The 15,514-nt window shown below is 59.6% G+C and carries 14 protein-coding genes; 6 read left to right on the top strand and 8 right to left on the bottom strand.

Annotation, left to right across the window (positions count from 1 at the left end):
• Nucleotides 1-235: 235 nt before the first annotated feature.
• The 6 genes from DFT_RS07740 (at nucleotide 236) to DFT_RS07765 (ending at nucleotide 8,375) form a co-directional block, all read left to right on the top strand.
• Nucleotides 236-712: a GIY-YIG nuclease family protein gene (locus DFT_RS07740; RefSeq protein ID WP_054030645.1), complete on the top strand. Its 477-nt coding sequence runs from the start codon at nucleotides 236-238 to the stop codon at nucleotides 710-712.
• The gene (locus DFT_RS07745) at nucleotides 694-1,848 is read left to right on the top strand and encodes a DUF5005 domain-containing protein (RefSeq protein ID WP_083453386.1); all 1,155 of its coding nucleotides are present in this window, start codon (nucleotides 694-696) and stop codon (nucleotides 1,846-1,848) included. The genes DFT_RS07740 and DFT_RS07745 overlap by 19 nt, the downstream gene beginning before the upstream one ends.
• Nucleotides 1,849-1,962: 114 nt before the next feature.
• On the top strand, nucleotides 1,963-3,075 hold the full coding sequence (locus tag DFT_RS07750) for an NAD(P)H-dependent flavin oxidoreductase (protein ID WP_054030647.1): 1,113 nt from the start codon (nucleotides 1,963-1,965) through the stop codon (nucleotides 3,073-3,075).
• Between the two features lie 147 nt (nucleotides 3,076-3,222).
• Nucleotides 3,223-3,459, top strand: coding sequence for a 4Fe-4S binding protein (locus tag DFT_RS07755; RefSeq protein ID WP_054030648.1), 237 nt, complete (start codon nucleotides 3,223-3,225; stop codon nucleotides 3,457-3,459).
• 216 nt (nucleotides 3,460-3,675) lie between these two features.
• Nucleotides 3,676-7,326 carry a response regulator gene (locus DFT_RS07760; protein WP_083453388.1) on the top strand — a complete coding sequence of 1,217 codons (3,651 nt, stop codon included), beginning with the start codon at nucleotides 3,676-3,678 and terminating at the stop codon, nucleotides 7,324-7,326.
• Entirely contained in the window at nucleotides 7,323-8,375 is a 1,053-nt protein-coding gene (locus tag DFT_RS07765) for a response regulator (protein WP_054030650.1), read from the top strand. Before DFT_RS07760 ends, DFT_RS07765 begins: the two co-directional genes overlap by 4 nt.
• A gap of 169 nt (nucleotides 8,376-8,544) precedes the next feature.
• Here DFT_RS07765 and DFT_RS07770 read toward each other — a convergent pair whose 3' ends face one another.
• From DFT_RS07770 to acsA, 8 genes are all read right to left on the bottom strand, one after another.
• Nucleotides 8,545-8,895 carry a desulfoferrodoxin family protein gene (locus tag DFT_RS07770; RefSeq protein WP_054030651.1) on the bottom strand — a complete coding sequence of 117 codons (351 nt, stop codon included), beginning with the start codon at nucleotides 8,893-8,895 and terminating at the stop codon, nucleotides 8,545-8,547.
• 50 nt (nucleotides 8,896-8,945) lie between these two features.
• The gene (locus DFT_RS26475; RefSeq protein ID WP_054030652.1) at nucleotides 8,946-9,191 is read right to left on the bottom strand and encodes a rubredoxin-like domain-containing protein; all 246 of its coding nucleotides are present in this window, start codon (nucleotides 9,189-9,191) and stop codon (nucleotides 8,946-8,948) included.
• A gap of 432 nt (nucleotides 9,192-9,623) precedes the next feature.
• Nucleotides 9,624-10,004 carry a carboxymuconolactone decarboxylase family protein gene (locus DFT_RS07780; RefSeq protein ID WP_054030653.1) on the bottom strand — a complete coding sequence of 127 codons (381 nt, stop codon included), beginning with the start codon at nucleotides 10,002-10,004 and terminating at the stop codon, nucleotides 9,624-9,626.
• 91 nt (nucleotides 10,005-10,095) lie between these two features.
• Nucleotides 10,096-10,341: an acyl carrier protein gene (locus DFT_RS07785; RefSeq protein WP_054030654.1), complete on the bottom strand. Its 246-nt coding sequence runs from the start codon at nucleotides 10,339-10,341 to the stop codon at nucleotides 10,096-10,098.
• The gene (locus DFT_RS07790; protein ID WP_054030655.1) at nucleotides 10,338-11,579 is read right to left on the bottom strand and encodes a dihydrolipoamide acetyltransferase family protein; all 1,242 of its coding nucleotides are present in this window, start codon (nucleotides 11,577-11,579) and stop codon (nucleotides 10,338-10,340) included. Before DFT_RS07790 ends, DFT_RS07785 begins: the two co-directional genes overlap by 4 nt.
• Nucleotides 11,572-12,576: an alpha-ketoacid dehydrogenase subunit beta gene (locus DFT_RS07795; RefSeq protein WP_054030656.1), complete on the bottom strand. Its 1,005-nt coding sequence runs from the start codon at nucleotides 12,574-12,576 to the stop codon at nucleotides 11,572-11,574. Before DFT_RS07795 ends, DFT_RS07790 begins: the two co-directional genes overlap by 8 nt.
• A complete protein-coding gene (pdhA, locus tag DFT_RS07800) occupies nucleotides 12,573-13,580 on the bottom strand; it encodes a pyruvate dehydrogenase (acetyl-transferring) E1 component subunit alpha (RefSeq protein ID WP_054030657.1) in 1,008 nt (335 codons plus the stop codon). The genes DFT_RS07795 and pdhA overlap by 4 nt, the downstream gene beginning before the upstream one ends.
• Nucleotides 13,577-15,337: an acetate--CoA ligase gene (acsA, locus tag DFT_RS07805; protein WP_054030658.1), complete on the bottom strand. Its 1,761-nt coding sequence runs from the start codon at nucleotides 15,335-15,337 to the stop codon at nucleotides 13,577-13,579. Before acsA ends, pdhA begins: the two co-directional genes overlap by 4 nt.
• Nucleotides 15,338-15,514 lie beyond the last annotated feature (177 nt).

Consider the following 15,514-nt stretch of genomic DNA (forward strand, 5'->3'; position numbering starts at 1 on the left):
AATGTGAGGAAATTTTGAATGAATGAATCGGTGCGCAGTATGACGATGTGAAGCGGAGTTGTCAACCGTCAATATGAGGCATCGCCGATGGTGGACCGTCGACTGAGCGGTTCTAAACTTTATGGTGACATGCGCCCTTAGTGGATGGGGACTATGCAACAGGCGCAAAGTCCTTTAGAATTGAAATCAACATGAGCATTTTTAAGGACACCTTCAGTCCAGGCGGTCTGCAGGCATGAACCTCGAACTGTTGCCCAGGGGGAAAGGCAGCTACCTGCTGGTCCTGAGACTGCCCGAGCTTAAGACAATACAGGTCGGCCGCCTGGGCTGCATCGCATTTCAGCGCGGGTGGTATGCCTATGCGGGCAGCGCTTTTGGGCCGGGCGGACTGGCCGCTCGTCTGCGCCATCATCTCGTGCCCGTGCGCCGGCCGCACTGGCATATCGACTATTTCCGCGTCGAAGCGAGGGTGACCGAGATCTGGACGGCCGAGGGCATGCCTTGCCGGGAGCATGACTGGGCTTCGGCCCTGACCAAGGGGATTGGGGCGGGAACCGGTATACGCGGGTTCGGCTGCTCGGACTGCCGGTGCCTCTCCCACCTGATCTATTTCAAACACGGGTTCAAACACGGGTTCAATCGCCGGCCGGCGAAAGCTTGGCTTATGAAAGTATTAGGGGAGGGCACCGTCAAATGCTGCATTCGCAAATGACACCTGTTGGAAGTCGGTTTCGAAACCTGAAGGTTCTGCCGGTTATCCTGTTTTTGCTTTTATGCTTCATCTCCTGCCGGCAGGTTGTCCCACCCGATGTCGAACATCGGCCGATCTGCGTGCCGGCCGAGGATTTCAACCGGCTTTTTGAACGCACGGGCCCCGGATGGACAGGAGGCGACGGCACCCTGTCCGTTTTGCTCCCCGACGGCCGCACGCTCTGGCTGTTCGGCGATACGCTCCTGGGCAGGGTCCGGCCAGACGGGACCCGGCCCGTCGATACCCCCTTTGTCCATAATTCGCTGGTCGTGCAAGAGGGCGCTCGGTTGGAGACGCGCGTCGGTTCTGTCCGGGGAGAGCCGGGTGCCTTTTTCTCCCCTTCTTCTGCAGAAGAATGGTTCTGGCCCGGCCACGGTATCGTCGTGGGCAATCGCCTCAAGATTTTTCTGCATCGTTTCGAGCAAACCGCTCCCAAGTTGTGGGCCTGGCGCTGGATCGGCACCGATCTGGCAAATGTCTCCCTGCCTTCGTTGACGCTGACCGGTATCCAGCCTGCGCCATCGGATAATCAGATCCTTTATGGCGTCTGCCTTCTGGAAGCCGACGGCTATACGTATATCTACGGCACGGCCGACCGGCACCATCCCAAAGAGGCCCATGTGGCGCGTGTACCGGCCGGCCGCCTGAAAGGGCCGTGGGACTATTTCAACGGTGCTTGCTGGTCGGGGCAGGCGGTCGCAACGTGCCGTATCCTGGCCGGCGTCTCCACCCAGTACAGCGTGATTCGGTCCGGTCGTCACTTTTACCTCTTCACCATGGACGGTCGCGCCGTGTTTTCCAATCTCATCGTCGTCTACCGAGCCGTTCATCCCCAAGGCCCCTGGCAGGGACCGCTGGCCCTTTACCAGGCCCCGGAAGCCGACGATCAGGTGATTGCCTACAATCCCTTTGCACATGTGCAATTCCTTGACAAAAACCGTGTGCTCCTGTCGTACAATCTCAATCATGTCTCCAACCCGGACGCCTTGTACCAGGATGCCGCCCTGTACCGGCCACGCTTTGTCCGCGTCGATCTCGGCGAAGCGGACCGGCGGTTAGACGCTGAATCGCAGCTCCAGGTCGGCGGTAACCGATAAAAATAGAGCGAGCGTTCGATTTTTTGGGTTGACAGCGCCCCCGACAGCTTGCTAAAAAATGCGGCACGGACCATCCAGGCGGATAAACACTTAAAATCATACGAGGTAGTTAACATGATCAAATCAAGACTCTGCGACCTGATCGGCATCAAGTATCCCATCATCCAGGCGGGCATGGGCCCTTTCAGCAACAACAATCTGTGTGTCGCCGCAGCCAATGCCGGCGTACTCGGACTGCTGTCCACCAGCGGTCTTTTCAGCAAGGAAACCCAGCCCTGGGTCTACAACGCATTTTGCGACAGCGGCGAGGCGGACCGCGATGACGACATGGCGACGGCTTTCGAAAAGGTCCTGAAACGAACCTATCGACTGGTCAAGGATAAGGGCGGCGTATACGGGCCCAACGTGATGGTCTCCGCCGAGCTGAAAGAGCAGGCCAATATCATGATCGAAACGGCCATCAAGGTTCGGGAGGAAAATCCCGACATGAAAAACCACCTCAAGGTGATGTACACCTCCGCAGGCGATCCCATGGGGTGGGGCGAGAAGATCAAAAAAGCGGGCTTCACCTGGATTCACATCGTGCCCTCGGTCAAGGGTGCGATGCGTTGTAAAAAGGCTGGGGTCGATGTGATCGTCGCCTCGGGGCACGAGGGTGGTTTCCATACGCACTGGGAGCCGCTGCACTCCATGGTGCTGCTGCCGGCCGTGGTCGATGCCGTAGCGGATGACAAGACGCTGGTGATCGGCGGCGGCGGGTTTTCCGACGGTAAGACCCTCGTCGCGGGCCTGGCGTTGGGTGCCGACGGCATCCTGATGGGCACCCGTTTTCTGGCCACCCAGGAAAGCGATTTCCACCAGATCTGGAAAGAGGGCGTGGTCAAGGCCGGAGACCGCGGCACACTGATTGCCCGTGGTTTTGTGGGCCCGGCCCGGTGGCTGAGGACTCCTCGAAGTGAAGAACACGCCCAAAATACCCTTAAAAAGTCACCCGGCGTTTTTCTCGGCACGCCCGATGATTATTCCAACCTCGACATGTCGCTGATCGAATACGAGATCGAGTCCATCAAGGCCACCTACGAAGGAAACGAAGAAAAGGCGCTCATGGCCGCCGGCGAAGTGGCCCAGCGCATCAAGGACATGCCCAAGGTCAACGACATGGTTCAGAACATTATGAAGGAAGCAGACGAAGCGTTTGCGCAATTGACCCGGAAGTTTCAAAAATAGAAGTTCGATTCGAAAAAATGCCGGAGACCTCTGTTCGGTCTCCGGCATTTTTGTTATGTTGGCAACCTGTGGCGACCGCTCCTTGCCGTCCGACGGATGGGAAGCGCGACTCCTTTTATCCTTTCAGCCAGGGGAAGTGGCCGAAACATGACGATCCAAGCCAAAAAGATATTTGCAATGGTGGATTATGATACATGCAACCCCAGGGACTGCAATCCTGAAAAAGGGGTCTGCCCGGCCGTAGCGGCCTGCACCCATAAAGTGATCAAACAGATCGACGGCCCATTCGAGCCCCCCATCATTTTTTACGACCTGTGCATGGGATGCTGGGACTGCATCGAGGCCTGTCCCCTGGATGCCATCCAAATGAAAGAGGTGTCATAGGCCCGATCGTGCGGCTCGACCTGTTTTTCTCCTGCCTTTTCCGCCCGCTTTTTGCTTGCCAAATCACCTTGGGACACATACTGTTTTTATAGTTTTATTTGTCATTTGCCTTTCCCTGGCGGTCTGTGACGGGGCAGATCGTATCGCCCTGCCGAAAACCCTTCGCCGATCGACCCGATATGGCCGACGTCGAGCCCCTTGGGGGGTGTCCGAGGAATGGGAAACAGGAAAGAGGAGGCGTTCTACGGCCATTCCATGAAACCATTCGAAATCGATGAACCCGGAAAAAACAGCAGAAGCGTCCTGCCGGCGAACGCCGGCATCCAGAACTTACTGAAAATACTGGATTCCGACTTCCACCGGAATGACGGAAAAAGCGAATTTCGAACTTTTTTCGAGGCTTTCAAAGGTGGACATTTAAAAATTCACCTGCGATTGCTGATTCTGGGGATTGTTCTTTGCCTGGCGCTCCCGGCTGCAGCCGCCGCCTGGGCCGCTGATGCGCCGTTGAGGATCGGCGTGTTGGCCATTAGAGGCACGGATCAATGCCTGGATGCCTGGACGCCGACGGCCGACTACCTTAACCGGCAGGTCGCCGGTCGCCGCTTCAGGATCGTGCCGTTGACCCACGAACAGATCCATCCTTATGTGCGTGAGGGAAAGGTCGATTTTATACTCACCAACTCGGCGTCTTATGTGGAGTTGGAATACCACTACCGGGTCAGCCGCATCGCCACCTTGAAAGAGCGGCATCCGGGCGGGGTCAGCACCCAGTACGGCGGGGTGGTTTTTTGCCGAAGCGATCGAACGGACATCCGCACGTTCAGCGAATTGACGGGAAAGTCTTTCATGGCGGTTTCCGAGGTGTCCCTGGGCGGATGGATCATGGCCTGGCGGGAATTCAAGGAGAGCGGCATCGATCCGTACACCGATTTCAAATCGCTGAGCTTTGGTGAAACCCACGACCAGGTCGTCTATGCGGTCAGGGATCGGCGGGTCGATGCCGGCACCGTGAGAACCGGCACGCTCGAGGCGCTCAGCGCCGAGGGTAACATCGATCTATCCGATTTTTATGTGTTTCCGATGCGCCACGAGACGGACGAGGTGCTGCCCTATCTGTGCACCACGCGCCAATATCCCGGGTGGCCCATGGCCAGGGTCAAACACACCCCCGATTCCCTGGCCGAGAAGGTTTCCGTGGCCCTGCTGAAAATGCCGCCGGATGCCATTGCGGCCCAGGTGTCGGGCTACGCCGGATGGACGATTCCTTCGGATTATCAGCCGGTGCATGAATGCATGAAGTTTTTGAAAATCGGCCCGTATGAAGATCTGGGACGGATCACCTTCTCGGATATCCTGCACACCTACGGTCACTGGATCATTTTGGCCACGGCCCTTTTTTGCATCATGGGCGGTTTCGCAATGGCGGCGATGAATCTCAACAAGCGCATGAAAGCCGCCAACATTCGCCTGCATGGAGAAATGGAGTTGCGCAGGGAAAAGGAGCGGGAACTGCATCTGGCCAAGGAGATGGCGGAAAGTGCCACGCGGGCCAAGAGCGAGTTTCTGGCCAACATGAGCCACGAGATCCGAACCCCCATGAACGGCGTCATCGCGGCCGCGGATCTGGCCCTGGGCGAACCGGTGCCTCCCAAAATCGAACACTATCTGAAAATCATTCACGGCTCGGCCTACTCCCTGCTGGGCATCATCAACGACATTCTCGACTTCTCCAAGATCGAGGCCGGCAAGTTCGAACTCAAGGAGCGGGTTTTCAGGCTGGGCCAGGTTATCGACCAGGTGATGGAGTTGTTCGTCAACAAGGCGGCCGAAAAGGGTATCGAGCTGCTCGTGGATATGGAGGTGAACGCTCCCAAGCTCCTCCAGGGGGACCCGCTGCGCCTGCAGCAGATTCTCACCAATCTGGTCAGCAACGCCATCAAATTCACCGATACGGGTGGGGTGATCCGGATGGATGTGATGGAACTGCCCGAAACCCAGGAGGCCGCCGCCGGAGATGAAATCGTCCTGGACTTTTCCGTGACCGACACCGGTACAGGCATCGCGCCGGAATACATCGGCCAGCTGTTCGAGCCTTTCAGCCAGGCCGATACCTCCTCCACGCGCAAGTACGAAGGCACCGGCCTGGGGTTGAGCATCTGCAAGCAGCTGGTGACGATGATGGGCGGAGAGATCGGCGTTCAAAGCGAATTGGGCAAGGGCAGCAAGTTTTACTTTACGGTGCGCATGCGCCGTCCAGCGGACGAATCGTTGCCCAGGCTGGTCGTCCCGCAGGATATCCGGGGGCTGAAGGTGCTTGTTGTCGACGATCTGGCCGACAGTCGCACCATCATGCGCAAGATGTTGACCTCTTTGGGCTTCAAAGTGGAAACCCTGCCATCCGGGGTGGACGCCATGCGGCGGCTGCAGCCCGACAAGATGCGCGATGATCCAGTGGAACTGATCATGATGGACTGGAAGATGCCGGAGATGGACGGCATCGAGACATCCAGGAGAATCCGGGAGGAGTTGGGCCTCACCCTGCCCATCATCATGATGACCGCCTTCGGCAAGGAGGAGCAGCGCATTAGGGCGCAGGCCGCGGGTATCAACGGCTACCTGACCAAGCCGATCTATCCTTCCACGCTTTTCGATGCGATCATGGACGGCTTCGGCAAAGAAGGTTTCAAAGCCCCGGGCCGAGAGAAGGAGTTTACGACCAAGGCATCGATTTATCGCAAGCCGTTGAGGGGGGCCAGGATTCTGGTCGCCGAAGACAATCCCACCAACCAGCAGGTGGCCTTGGCCATATTGGAAGGCGCCGGTATGGCCGTCACCATCGTGAACAACGGAGAAGAGGCCGTGCAAGCCGTCCAGGCTGGACCCTTCGACGCTGTGCTCATGGATATTCAGATGCCCCGCATGAACGGCTACGAAGCCACTCGGACAATCCGGCAGATTCCGGAGTTGGCCCATCTCCCCATCGTCGCCATGACGGCGCATGCCATGAAAGGAGACGAAGAGAAGTGCCTGGAGGCGGGGATGGACGGGTACATTTCCAAACCTGTCAACCAGGATCGGCTCTTCCACACCCTCTGGAGAGTGATCCGGGCCCACGGTGGCGATTTGAAATCTATTGCCTCGGCTGCGACGGACATCGAAGCGGGGGTGGGCGGCGATCGCGACGGGGTCAAGCCGGATCGGGAATTATCGGAACCCGAGGTTCCCACCGAACAGCCGTTCATGCTTCCCGCCGCGTTGCCCGGCATCGACATCGGTCGCACCCTGAAGGCCCTCGAGATTGACGGGCCCACATTTATGCGCATTTTAAAAGGGTTTGAAGCCCATCATCGACCGATGGGAGAAAAATTGCGGGAAGCCTTTGCCGCCAGCGATGTCGAGCAAATCCGTCAGGTGGCTCATGCACTCAAGGGGAGCGGCGCGAATATCGGTGCCGCGGCTTTGAGCGCCGCGGCCGCTTCGCTTGAAGAGGCCTCTTCAGGCGAATCCCCGGCGCCGCAGCATCTCGGAAAGCTGATCGATGCCGTGGTGGCCGCTCTGGATCAGGTGCTCACATCGATTCAAACCCTGGAATCGGCCAAGCCCGCTCCGGAGGCGGTTTCGGCGTCTCCCGAAGCGTGCCTGTCTCTGGAAGAGCTGTTACAGGAGCTTGCCGGTGCCGTGGATCGGGCCGATCCGGAACATATTATGAAACTCATGCCTGCCATCGAACAACAGGCGGGCAGTTGTCAACAGATGGACCGGTGCAGTTTAAAGACCCTGGAAACTCAGCTCGCACGCTACGACTATGACGAGGCGCTGGAAACCATTCGAAAGCTATCGAAAAAGGGACAGAAAGTACCATGAACGATTCGCGACCCCTCGTGTTGATTGTGGATGACAATGCCACCAACATCGACCTGCTGGTCAATACCTTACAAACCGATTATCGCCTGGGAATCGCCAAAAGCGGTCCAAAGGCACTGGAATACGTGGGAAAGCAGAAACCGGACCTCGTGCTGTTGGATATCATGATGCCGGATATGGATGGCTTCGAGGTGTGCGAGCGGATGAAGGCCGATCCCGACACCGCCCCCATACCGATCATCTTCATCACGGCCATGACGGAAACCGTCAACAAGACCAAGGGGTTCGAACTCGGGGCGGTGGACTATATCACCAAACCGTTTCATGCCGCGGAGGTCAAGGCACGCATTCGAACCCACCTCTCCCTGGAGGATATGCGGCAGCAGCTGAAGAACCAGAACGTGATTCTGGAAGACCAGGTCGCCCAGAAGACCGCTGAAATCCGCCAGATTCTCAACGCCAGCATCCGCAGCATGGCCCTCATGGTCGAGATCCGGGACCCTTACACTGCCGGCCACCAGCAGCGCGTGGCCGAGCTGGCCTGCGCCATCGCCGAAAAGATGGGGCTGCCGACATCGGCCATCGACGGTATCCGGATCGCCGGCATCCTTCACGATGTGGGCAAAATCCGGATACCGGTGGCGATTCTCAGCCGGGCGGGCCAGCTGCTCGATGCCGAATACGAAATGCTCAAGATTCATCCCCAGGTCAGCTTCGAGATCATCAAGGACATACCCTTCCCCTGGCCGGTGGCCCAGATGGTGCTTCAGCATCACGAGCGGCTGGACGGATCGGGATATCCACAGGGGTTGAAAGAGGACGAGATTTTGAAAGAGGCCAAAATCCTTGCCGTGGCCGACGTGATGGAAGCCAACAGCTCGTTTCGCCCTTACCGTCCTGCCCGGGGAATAGAGACCGCCATGGAGAAACTATTGGCGCAAAAAGGGATCCGCTACGATGCCGAGGCCGTGGAGGCTTGCCTGGCGCTGTTCAACGACAAAAGCTTTAGGTTCGATGCCAACGGCGGGTCCATCCGGCAATTTTTTTAGCCGGTCCAACCGGGATGGATTGCCAGAAAGTCGGTACCAGACGGCGCCGTAAGAAGCTCAAGATCAAGGCGCGCGAAATTCCGTGTCCTGAGGCTTACTGGTCGTACGCCGCAAGGACCACGGGATGAGCGCAACGCAGATATTGGGCTTCTTACGGCGCCGTCAACTTTCATGCCGTCAACATGTTGCCCCACAGCCCATGGATATTGCAATACGCCAGGGCGTAAAACGCCTTGAAATCCTTGATCTGGTTGATCTGAAAGCGGACGTTGGGATTGGAGTAGACCGGCGCCCAGGCCGCCCGGCCCAGGTTGATCACCTGGTTGTTGTCCTTTTTGACGCCATACAGCTCGATCCATGAAATGTGGTGTTCCTGGGTGTTCGGGTGGGGCGTTTCGTGGCCGACCACGACGCGGACGATGTCATGGCCTTCCTTGTACCCCTTGTCCACGGTGACGGTCGGAACATGCTTCTCCTTGCCTTCGCTCTGGCTGCTTTGGATGATGGCCGAAAAATCCATTTTTATTCTCCTTTCCCTGATTTACAACTCCGAGGGTTGGGCCATGGGGATCAAAGCCGGGGATCCACCTGACCGGGGCCGCCGCACTCGGGAAGATAACAGGTCACGTTGATGAATTCGCATTTGCTCTTGCATTCGGGGCAGACCTCGGGTGGTTTCGGGGCGGTGAGTAAAAAACCGCATTTGCTGCACTTCCAATAGGTCAACCCGCAGTTCGGGCAAATGTCGCCTACAAACTGGTTCGAGGACGTGTATCCACAACGCGCGCACGTCCATTGTTTGGGTTCCTCTCCCATACGCCGCCTCCTGTGGTTATCGGGTTAATCGAATCTTTTGGCTGCATTGAGGTGATGAAGTTATAGTCAATGCCGTTAACCTAAGGCGTTTGGTTTTCATCCGGGCGGGGCTAAACCCCGCCCCTACAACGCCCGATCATGGCAACTGCTTCTATTATCATAAGATCTCGTAGGGGCGGGCTTTATACCCGCCCGCAACGCCTGCTTAAGTTAATGACATCGAAGTCATGGTGTTTATCCATTCGCCTCAGGTTTTGGGCATCACGATGATCACTGCGACCAGTACGCCGCCGGCCAGGGCTACCAGGCGGAAGTTCTTTTGCTCCGGCTCGTCGCGGGGCAGCAGATGGGTCGCGCCGACATAGACGAGGGCGCCGGCGGAAAGTGAAAGCGAGGCCCCAACGTACTCTTCTCAATCTTGCTGATTCAGACTCATCGTTTTGGAACGTCCGGAGAAGCGGGTTCCTTCCCGGATGATGCGACCTGTTCCATTGCTTCCAGGGCCTCGCACGCATAGACGACGGCCGGCCCGCCGCCCATCATGATGGCGACGCCCAGGGTCTCCAAAATCTCCTCGCGGGTGGCGCCGGCCCGCATGGCGTCGCGCAAATGATAGACGATGCAACCTTCGCAGTGCGTCGTAATGCCGATCGCCAGTGCCATGAGCTGCTTGGTCTTGGCGTCCAGGGCACCCGGCGCGGTGGTCGCGCCGTTGAGTTGGGCGAATGCCGACATGGGACCGCGCAGATCCCGGGCCAGTCTGGCCGTCATCTGTTGCAGGTGCTTATGGCGTTCTGGGTAGTCGTGTTTCATGGTGTGCATCTCCATTGGGATTGGGGCCGATCGATGACACAGACCGTTTCCGATCTGTCACCCGGAGGTCGCGGACAAGCAGAAGCGTGGCTCAACTGGTACGGGAAGAGAAGTAGCCGAGCATTTCCGACAGGGTGTTGAGCTTGCCGTAATCGGATTCGGGCACGGTGACACCGAGCGCTTCATCGATGCGGATGAAGAAATTCAATGCATCGAACGAGTCGATATCGAGCGCCTTGCGGATATTTTCGTCCGGCCCAAGGGTCGTTGGGTCCGACTCCGGAGCGATACGCTGGAGAATGCCGAATATGACCGTTTTAACCTCTTCCGGGTTCATAACTTCGCAGGCTCCTGAAGATAATGGTTCAAGGCATCGAGAAACTGGGCGCCGCGATGGCCGTCTGTGGCGCGGTGGTCGGCCGAAAGGGTAGCGGTCAGGACCGGGCGTACCCCGAGCATGCCGTTTTCCGCCCAGGGCTGCGCCATGGTCTTGCCGAATCCCACAAGGGCTACCTGGGGCGGGTAGATGACCCCGAAAACCGTCTCCACGCCGAGGTCGCCCAGGTTGGTGATGGTGATGGTGGCATCGGTCATTTCGGAACTGCGCAGGCCGCCGGATCGGGCCCGCTCGATGAGATCCCGCAATCCGGCGATCAGTTCGTCCAGGGACTTGCCGTCCGCATCGAGAATGGCCGGTGCGATGATGCCGCCCTGGCGCAGGGCGATCACGAAGCCCACGTGGACCGCCTCCGATATCCGTTGGTGGTCGTCGATCCAGTGGCCGTTGAGTTCGGGTACATCGCCCAGGGCGAGCACCACCGCGCGAATCAGCGGCACAACGGGCAGGATCCGCTCCTTGATGGGGCGTTTGAGATTCTCGGCGGCCAGCCAATCCAGGGTGCGCTGCATATCGATACGCGTCTGGAGATAGTAGTGGGGGATTTCCCGCTTGGAGCGCGCCATGGCGTTGGCGATGGCCCGCCGCATGGCCGCCGTGTAGTCCTTGGCGACCGGCTTTTCGGAAGGCGGCGCCGCGCCCTTCTGATCGGGTCGTGTGGATGGGGGCGGCGATGGCGCCTTGGCCGATGCTTTCTTCACATCGGCCGCGCTTATGACGCCGTCCGGTCCCGTGCCCTCGAGGCCGGCCAGATCGATACCGCGTTCGGCGGCCAGTTTGCGGGCATAGGGGGAAGCCTTGGCCCGCTCGATCCCGGGCGCGGGAATGATTGGCGGGGTGATTTCTCGTTCATCGGTGGCTGCCGGCGCAATCCGCGCAGTTTTGTCCACCACCTCGTGTCGGGGCGTTTTCGCCAGCGGCCGCGACGGGGGGACGGCGCCGGTATCGGATCGGATGACGGCCATGACCGTGCCGATGGCCACCTTCTGACCCGGTTCGACGAGAAGCGCTTCGACGATGCCGTCTTCGTACACTTCGATCTCGATGGCGGCCTTGTCCGTGTCCACCACGGCGATGATGTCTCTTTTCTTAACGTGGTCCCCGGGTTTGACGCGCCACTCGAGGAGCGTACCCGATTGCATATCCGAGCCCAGGCTGGGCATGCGAAATTCAGCCATCGGCACCCACCATCTTCCGGACCAGGTCCACTATCTTATCGGTTTGCGGCAGCACGGCATCCTCCATGTGTTTGGCATAGGGCATGGGCGCTTCGACGCTGCACAGGCGCTGAACCGGGGCGTCCAGCTCGTAAAAAACGCCTTCCATGATCCGTGCGGCGATTTCGGCCGAGATGCCGCCGCTGCGCCAGCCTTCGTCCACGATGAGCGCACGGTGCGTCCTGGCGATCGAAGTGAGGAACGTCCGCTCATCCAGGGGGCGCAGGGTGCGCAGATCGATGACCTCGACGTCGATGCCCTGCCTGGCGAGGATTTCCGCCGCGTCCAGGGATTTGAAGAGACTGGCCGAGTGCGTGAGGATCGTCAGGTCTTTTCCCTCCCTGCGCACGTACGCCCGGTCGATATCCACCGGGCCGGCATCGGGGGCCAGGGTGCCCTCCATGTTGTAAAGCCCGCTGTTTTCGAAGATCAGCACCGGGTCCGGATCCTCCAAGGCGGTCCAGAGCATGCCGCGCGCGTCCTCGATGGTGGCCGGGCTCAACACCTTGATGCCGGGGATGTGGGCATACCACCCCTCCAGCGAGCGCGAGTGCTGAGCCGCCAGCTGCCGGCCGCCGCCGGTGGCCATGCGGATGACGATGGGAACATTGAACTGCCCGCCGGACATGTACAGATAGAGGGAGGCGTTGTTGATGATCTGGTCGGCGGCCAGCAGGCTGAAGTTGACCGTCATCACCTCAACGATGGGCCGCATGCCGCCCAGGGCCGCACCGATGCCCGCGCCAACGAAACCCGATTCGGACAGCGGGGTGTCTCGTATCCGTTCCGGGCCGAATTCGGCCAGCAAGCCCTTGCTCACTGCGAAGCAGCCGCCGTATCGTCCCACGTCTTCGCCCATGAGAAAAACGCGCTCGTCCTTCTGCAGAGCCTCACGAATGGCTTCGCGCACGGCTTCGCGATAGGTGATCTTTCGCGGCGCCTTGTCGTCACTGGTCATCGCTCCCTCCGTTCCGAATAGACGAAGCGCGTCAGGTCTTCGAGGGGTTCCCAGGTGCACGCCTCGGCGAAGGCAACGGCTTCGCCGATTTCTTGCGCCACCTCGGCTTCGATGGCTGCCACATCGCCATCGCTCAATATCCCTACGCCCTTCATTTTTGCGATGAAGTTCGCAATCGGGCAGCGCTTTTTCCACTCTGCGACTTCCACTTTTTCCCGGTAGAGCTCCGGGTCGTACATGGAGTGGGCCCGGAAGCGATAGGTACGGCACTCCAGGAAATAGGGCGTGCCGCTCGACCGGATCGCCTCGGCCGCCGTTTTTGCGGCCGCCTCGACCGCCAGCACGTCCATGCCGTCCACCGCCGCCGAGGCTACATCGTAGGAGGCCGCCTTGCGGGCGATATCCTGGACGGCGTGCTCGAGTTTCAACGCCGTGCCCATGGCATAGAGGTTGTTTTCGCAGACGAACAACACCGGCAGTTGCCACAACGCCGCCAGGTTCAGGCTTTCGTGGAATTCGCCTTCGGCAACGGCGCCTTCGCCGAAAAAACAGCAGGTGACGCGCCCTTTCTGCTGCATCTTGTCCGCCAGCGCCAGGCCGACGGCGATGGGCAGGCCACCGCCCACGATGGCGTTGCCGCCGTAAAACCGGGTCTTGCCGTCGAACAGATGCATGGAGCCGCCGCGGCCGCGGCTGCACCCCTCCTGCTTGCCGTACATCTCCGCCAGGATACTGCCCGCGCCAACGCCCCGGGTGAGCGCATGGGCATGCTCGCGATAAGTGGCTACGACGGCATCGTCCGGTGTCAGCGCCTGCAGGACGCCTACGGCCACCGCCTCTTCGCCGTCATAGAGGTGTAAGAATCCCCGTATCTTCATGGCACTATAAAGTTCGGCGCATTTCTCCTCCAGGCGCCGGATGCGGATCATGGCGTGCAGCAGATGCAGCGCATGATCGCGGTCCACCGTCGCCGCCTTCTTTTTCCCCTTGCGTTGGGTCGTCATTCCGAATCCTCCAGGGTCGAGAGGTCACCTTCGGGCCATCCGAGCTCCCGGGCCTTGAGCAGCCGCCGCATGATCTTGCCGGCCTTGTTTTTGGGAAGGTTCGACTTGAAATCGATCTCCTTGGGAGCCACGGCCGAACCCAGTTTTTTACGGGCGAAGCCGATGAGCTCCAGGCGCAACTCGTCGCTGGGCGCAAAGCCCGGCTTCAGGGCCACAAAGGCCTTCACCATCTCCCCGATGAGCGGGTCGGGTTTTCCGATGACGCCCGCTTCGGCCACGGCCGGATGCGCCATTAGCATGCTTTCGACTTCGAAGGGGCCCACCATGTGGCCGGACGTCTTTATGATGTCGTCGGCGCGGCCCACGAACCAGAAGTAACCGTCCTCGTCGCGCCTGGCCAGGTCACCGGTGAGATACCATCCGCTGACGAAGCATTTGCGGTAGCGTTCGTCATCGTGCAGATAATTTCGAAACATGGAGGGCCATCCCGGCCTCAGGGCCAGGTCTCCCTGGACGCCCGGCGCCTCGATCACCTCGACCGTGTCGTTGTCCACCCGTTGGACGATGGCGGCCTCGATGCCGGGCAACGGGCGGCCCATGGAGCCGGGCCGGATCTCCATGGCCGGAAAGTTGGCGATCATGATGCCGCCGGTTTCCGTCTGCCACCAGTTGTCGTGGATCGGCAGTCCCATGGCCTTTTCGCCCCAGACCACAGCCTCGGGATTGAGTGGTTCGCCGACGCTGTGAATGACGCGCAGGCGGCTCAGGTCGTTTTCCCGCGCAGGCTCGATGCCCATGCGCATGAATCTGCGGATGGCGGTGGGCGCGGTGTACCAGACGGTGACACGCTGTTCGGCCAGGATGCGGCACCAGCGCACGGCATCGAAATCGGCCTCGTCGACCACGTTGGTGATGCCGTGCAGGAGCGGTGCGATGATGCCGTAAGAGGTGCCCGTGACCCAACCCGGATCGGCCGTGCACCAGAAGACATCGTCCGGGTGGAAATCCATCACATATTTGCCGGTCATGTAGTGGGTGAGCACGGCATTGTGGACGTGGAGGGCGCCCTTGGGCATGCCGGTGGTGCCGCTGGTGAAGTGCAGGAGCGCGATGTCTTCGGGGTCGGTCGGGGGGATGACGAAGGCGTCGGAGGCTTCCGCCATGAGTTTGGGCAGGGAGAGGAGGTCGCCGGCCAGATGGTCGACGGCATCGACAAGGAGAACATGCCCGAGCCTGGGCAGCTTTTCGCGCAGTTGATGCACCTTCTGGCGGTAGTACCGCTCGGTGGTCAGCAGGATTTTCGCGTCACCGCGGCTCATGCGCTGGAAGATCGGTTCGGGGCCGAAAGCAGAGAAGAGGGGGCAGAAGACGCTCGTGTTCTTGAGAGTGCCCAGTGCCGCGACGTAGAGCTCCGGGATGCGGCCGGCCAGGGCGCACACTGTATCGCCTTTGCCGGTGCCCAGTGCCTGGAGAATGTTGGCGAAGCGGTTTGTTCGGGATTTGAGCTCGGCGTAGGTGATGGCGAGTTTCGCCCTCTCGCTGCCGAGCCATTGAAGGGCCACGCGGTCGCGAAGCGGGCCCTCGGCATGCCGGTCCACGGCTTCATGGGCGATGTTGAGCCCCCCGTTCTCCGGGAGCCCCTGGAGTTCCGCGCGGATCGCAGGCCAGGAAAAATCAGCATACGTAGCGTCATAATCCAGAAGGTTCGGAACCTTCTTCATGGATTCCGGATGCTTCTGGATGGAGGTCCAAAACAAGTTCGTACCTCGCTATATGTGGCTTTAAGAGCGATGGGGTTTTCTAAAATATTGACAAAACGGTCGACCTGGAAAGCCAGCGTTTAAAAAAAGAATAGGTCAGCGGTCGGGACCTGTCAATGTTTACGCTCTGTCATCAGCGATTCTAACTGAATGCCATTCATTAAACCCGGCCCG

Source organism: Desulfatitalea tepidiphila (assembly GCF_001293685.1).
GTDB lineage: Bacteria > Desulfobacterota > Desulfobacteria > Desulfobacterales > Desulfosarcinaceae > Desulfatitalea > Desulfatitalea tepidiphila.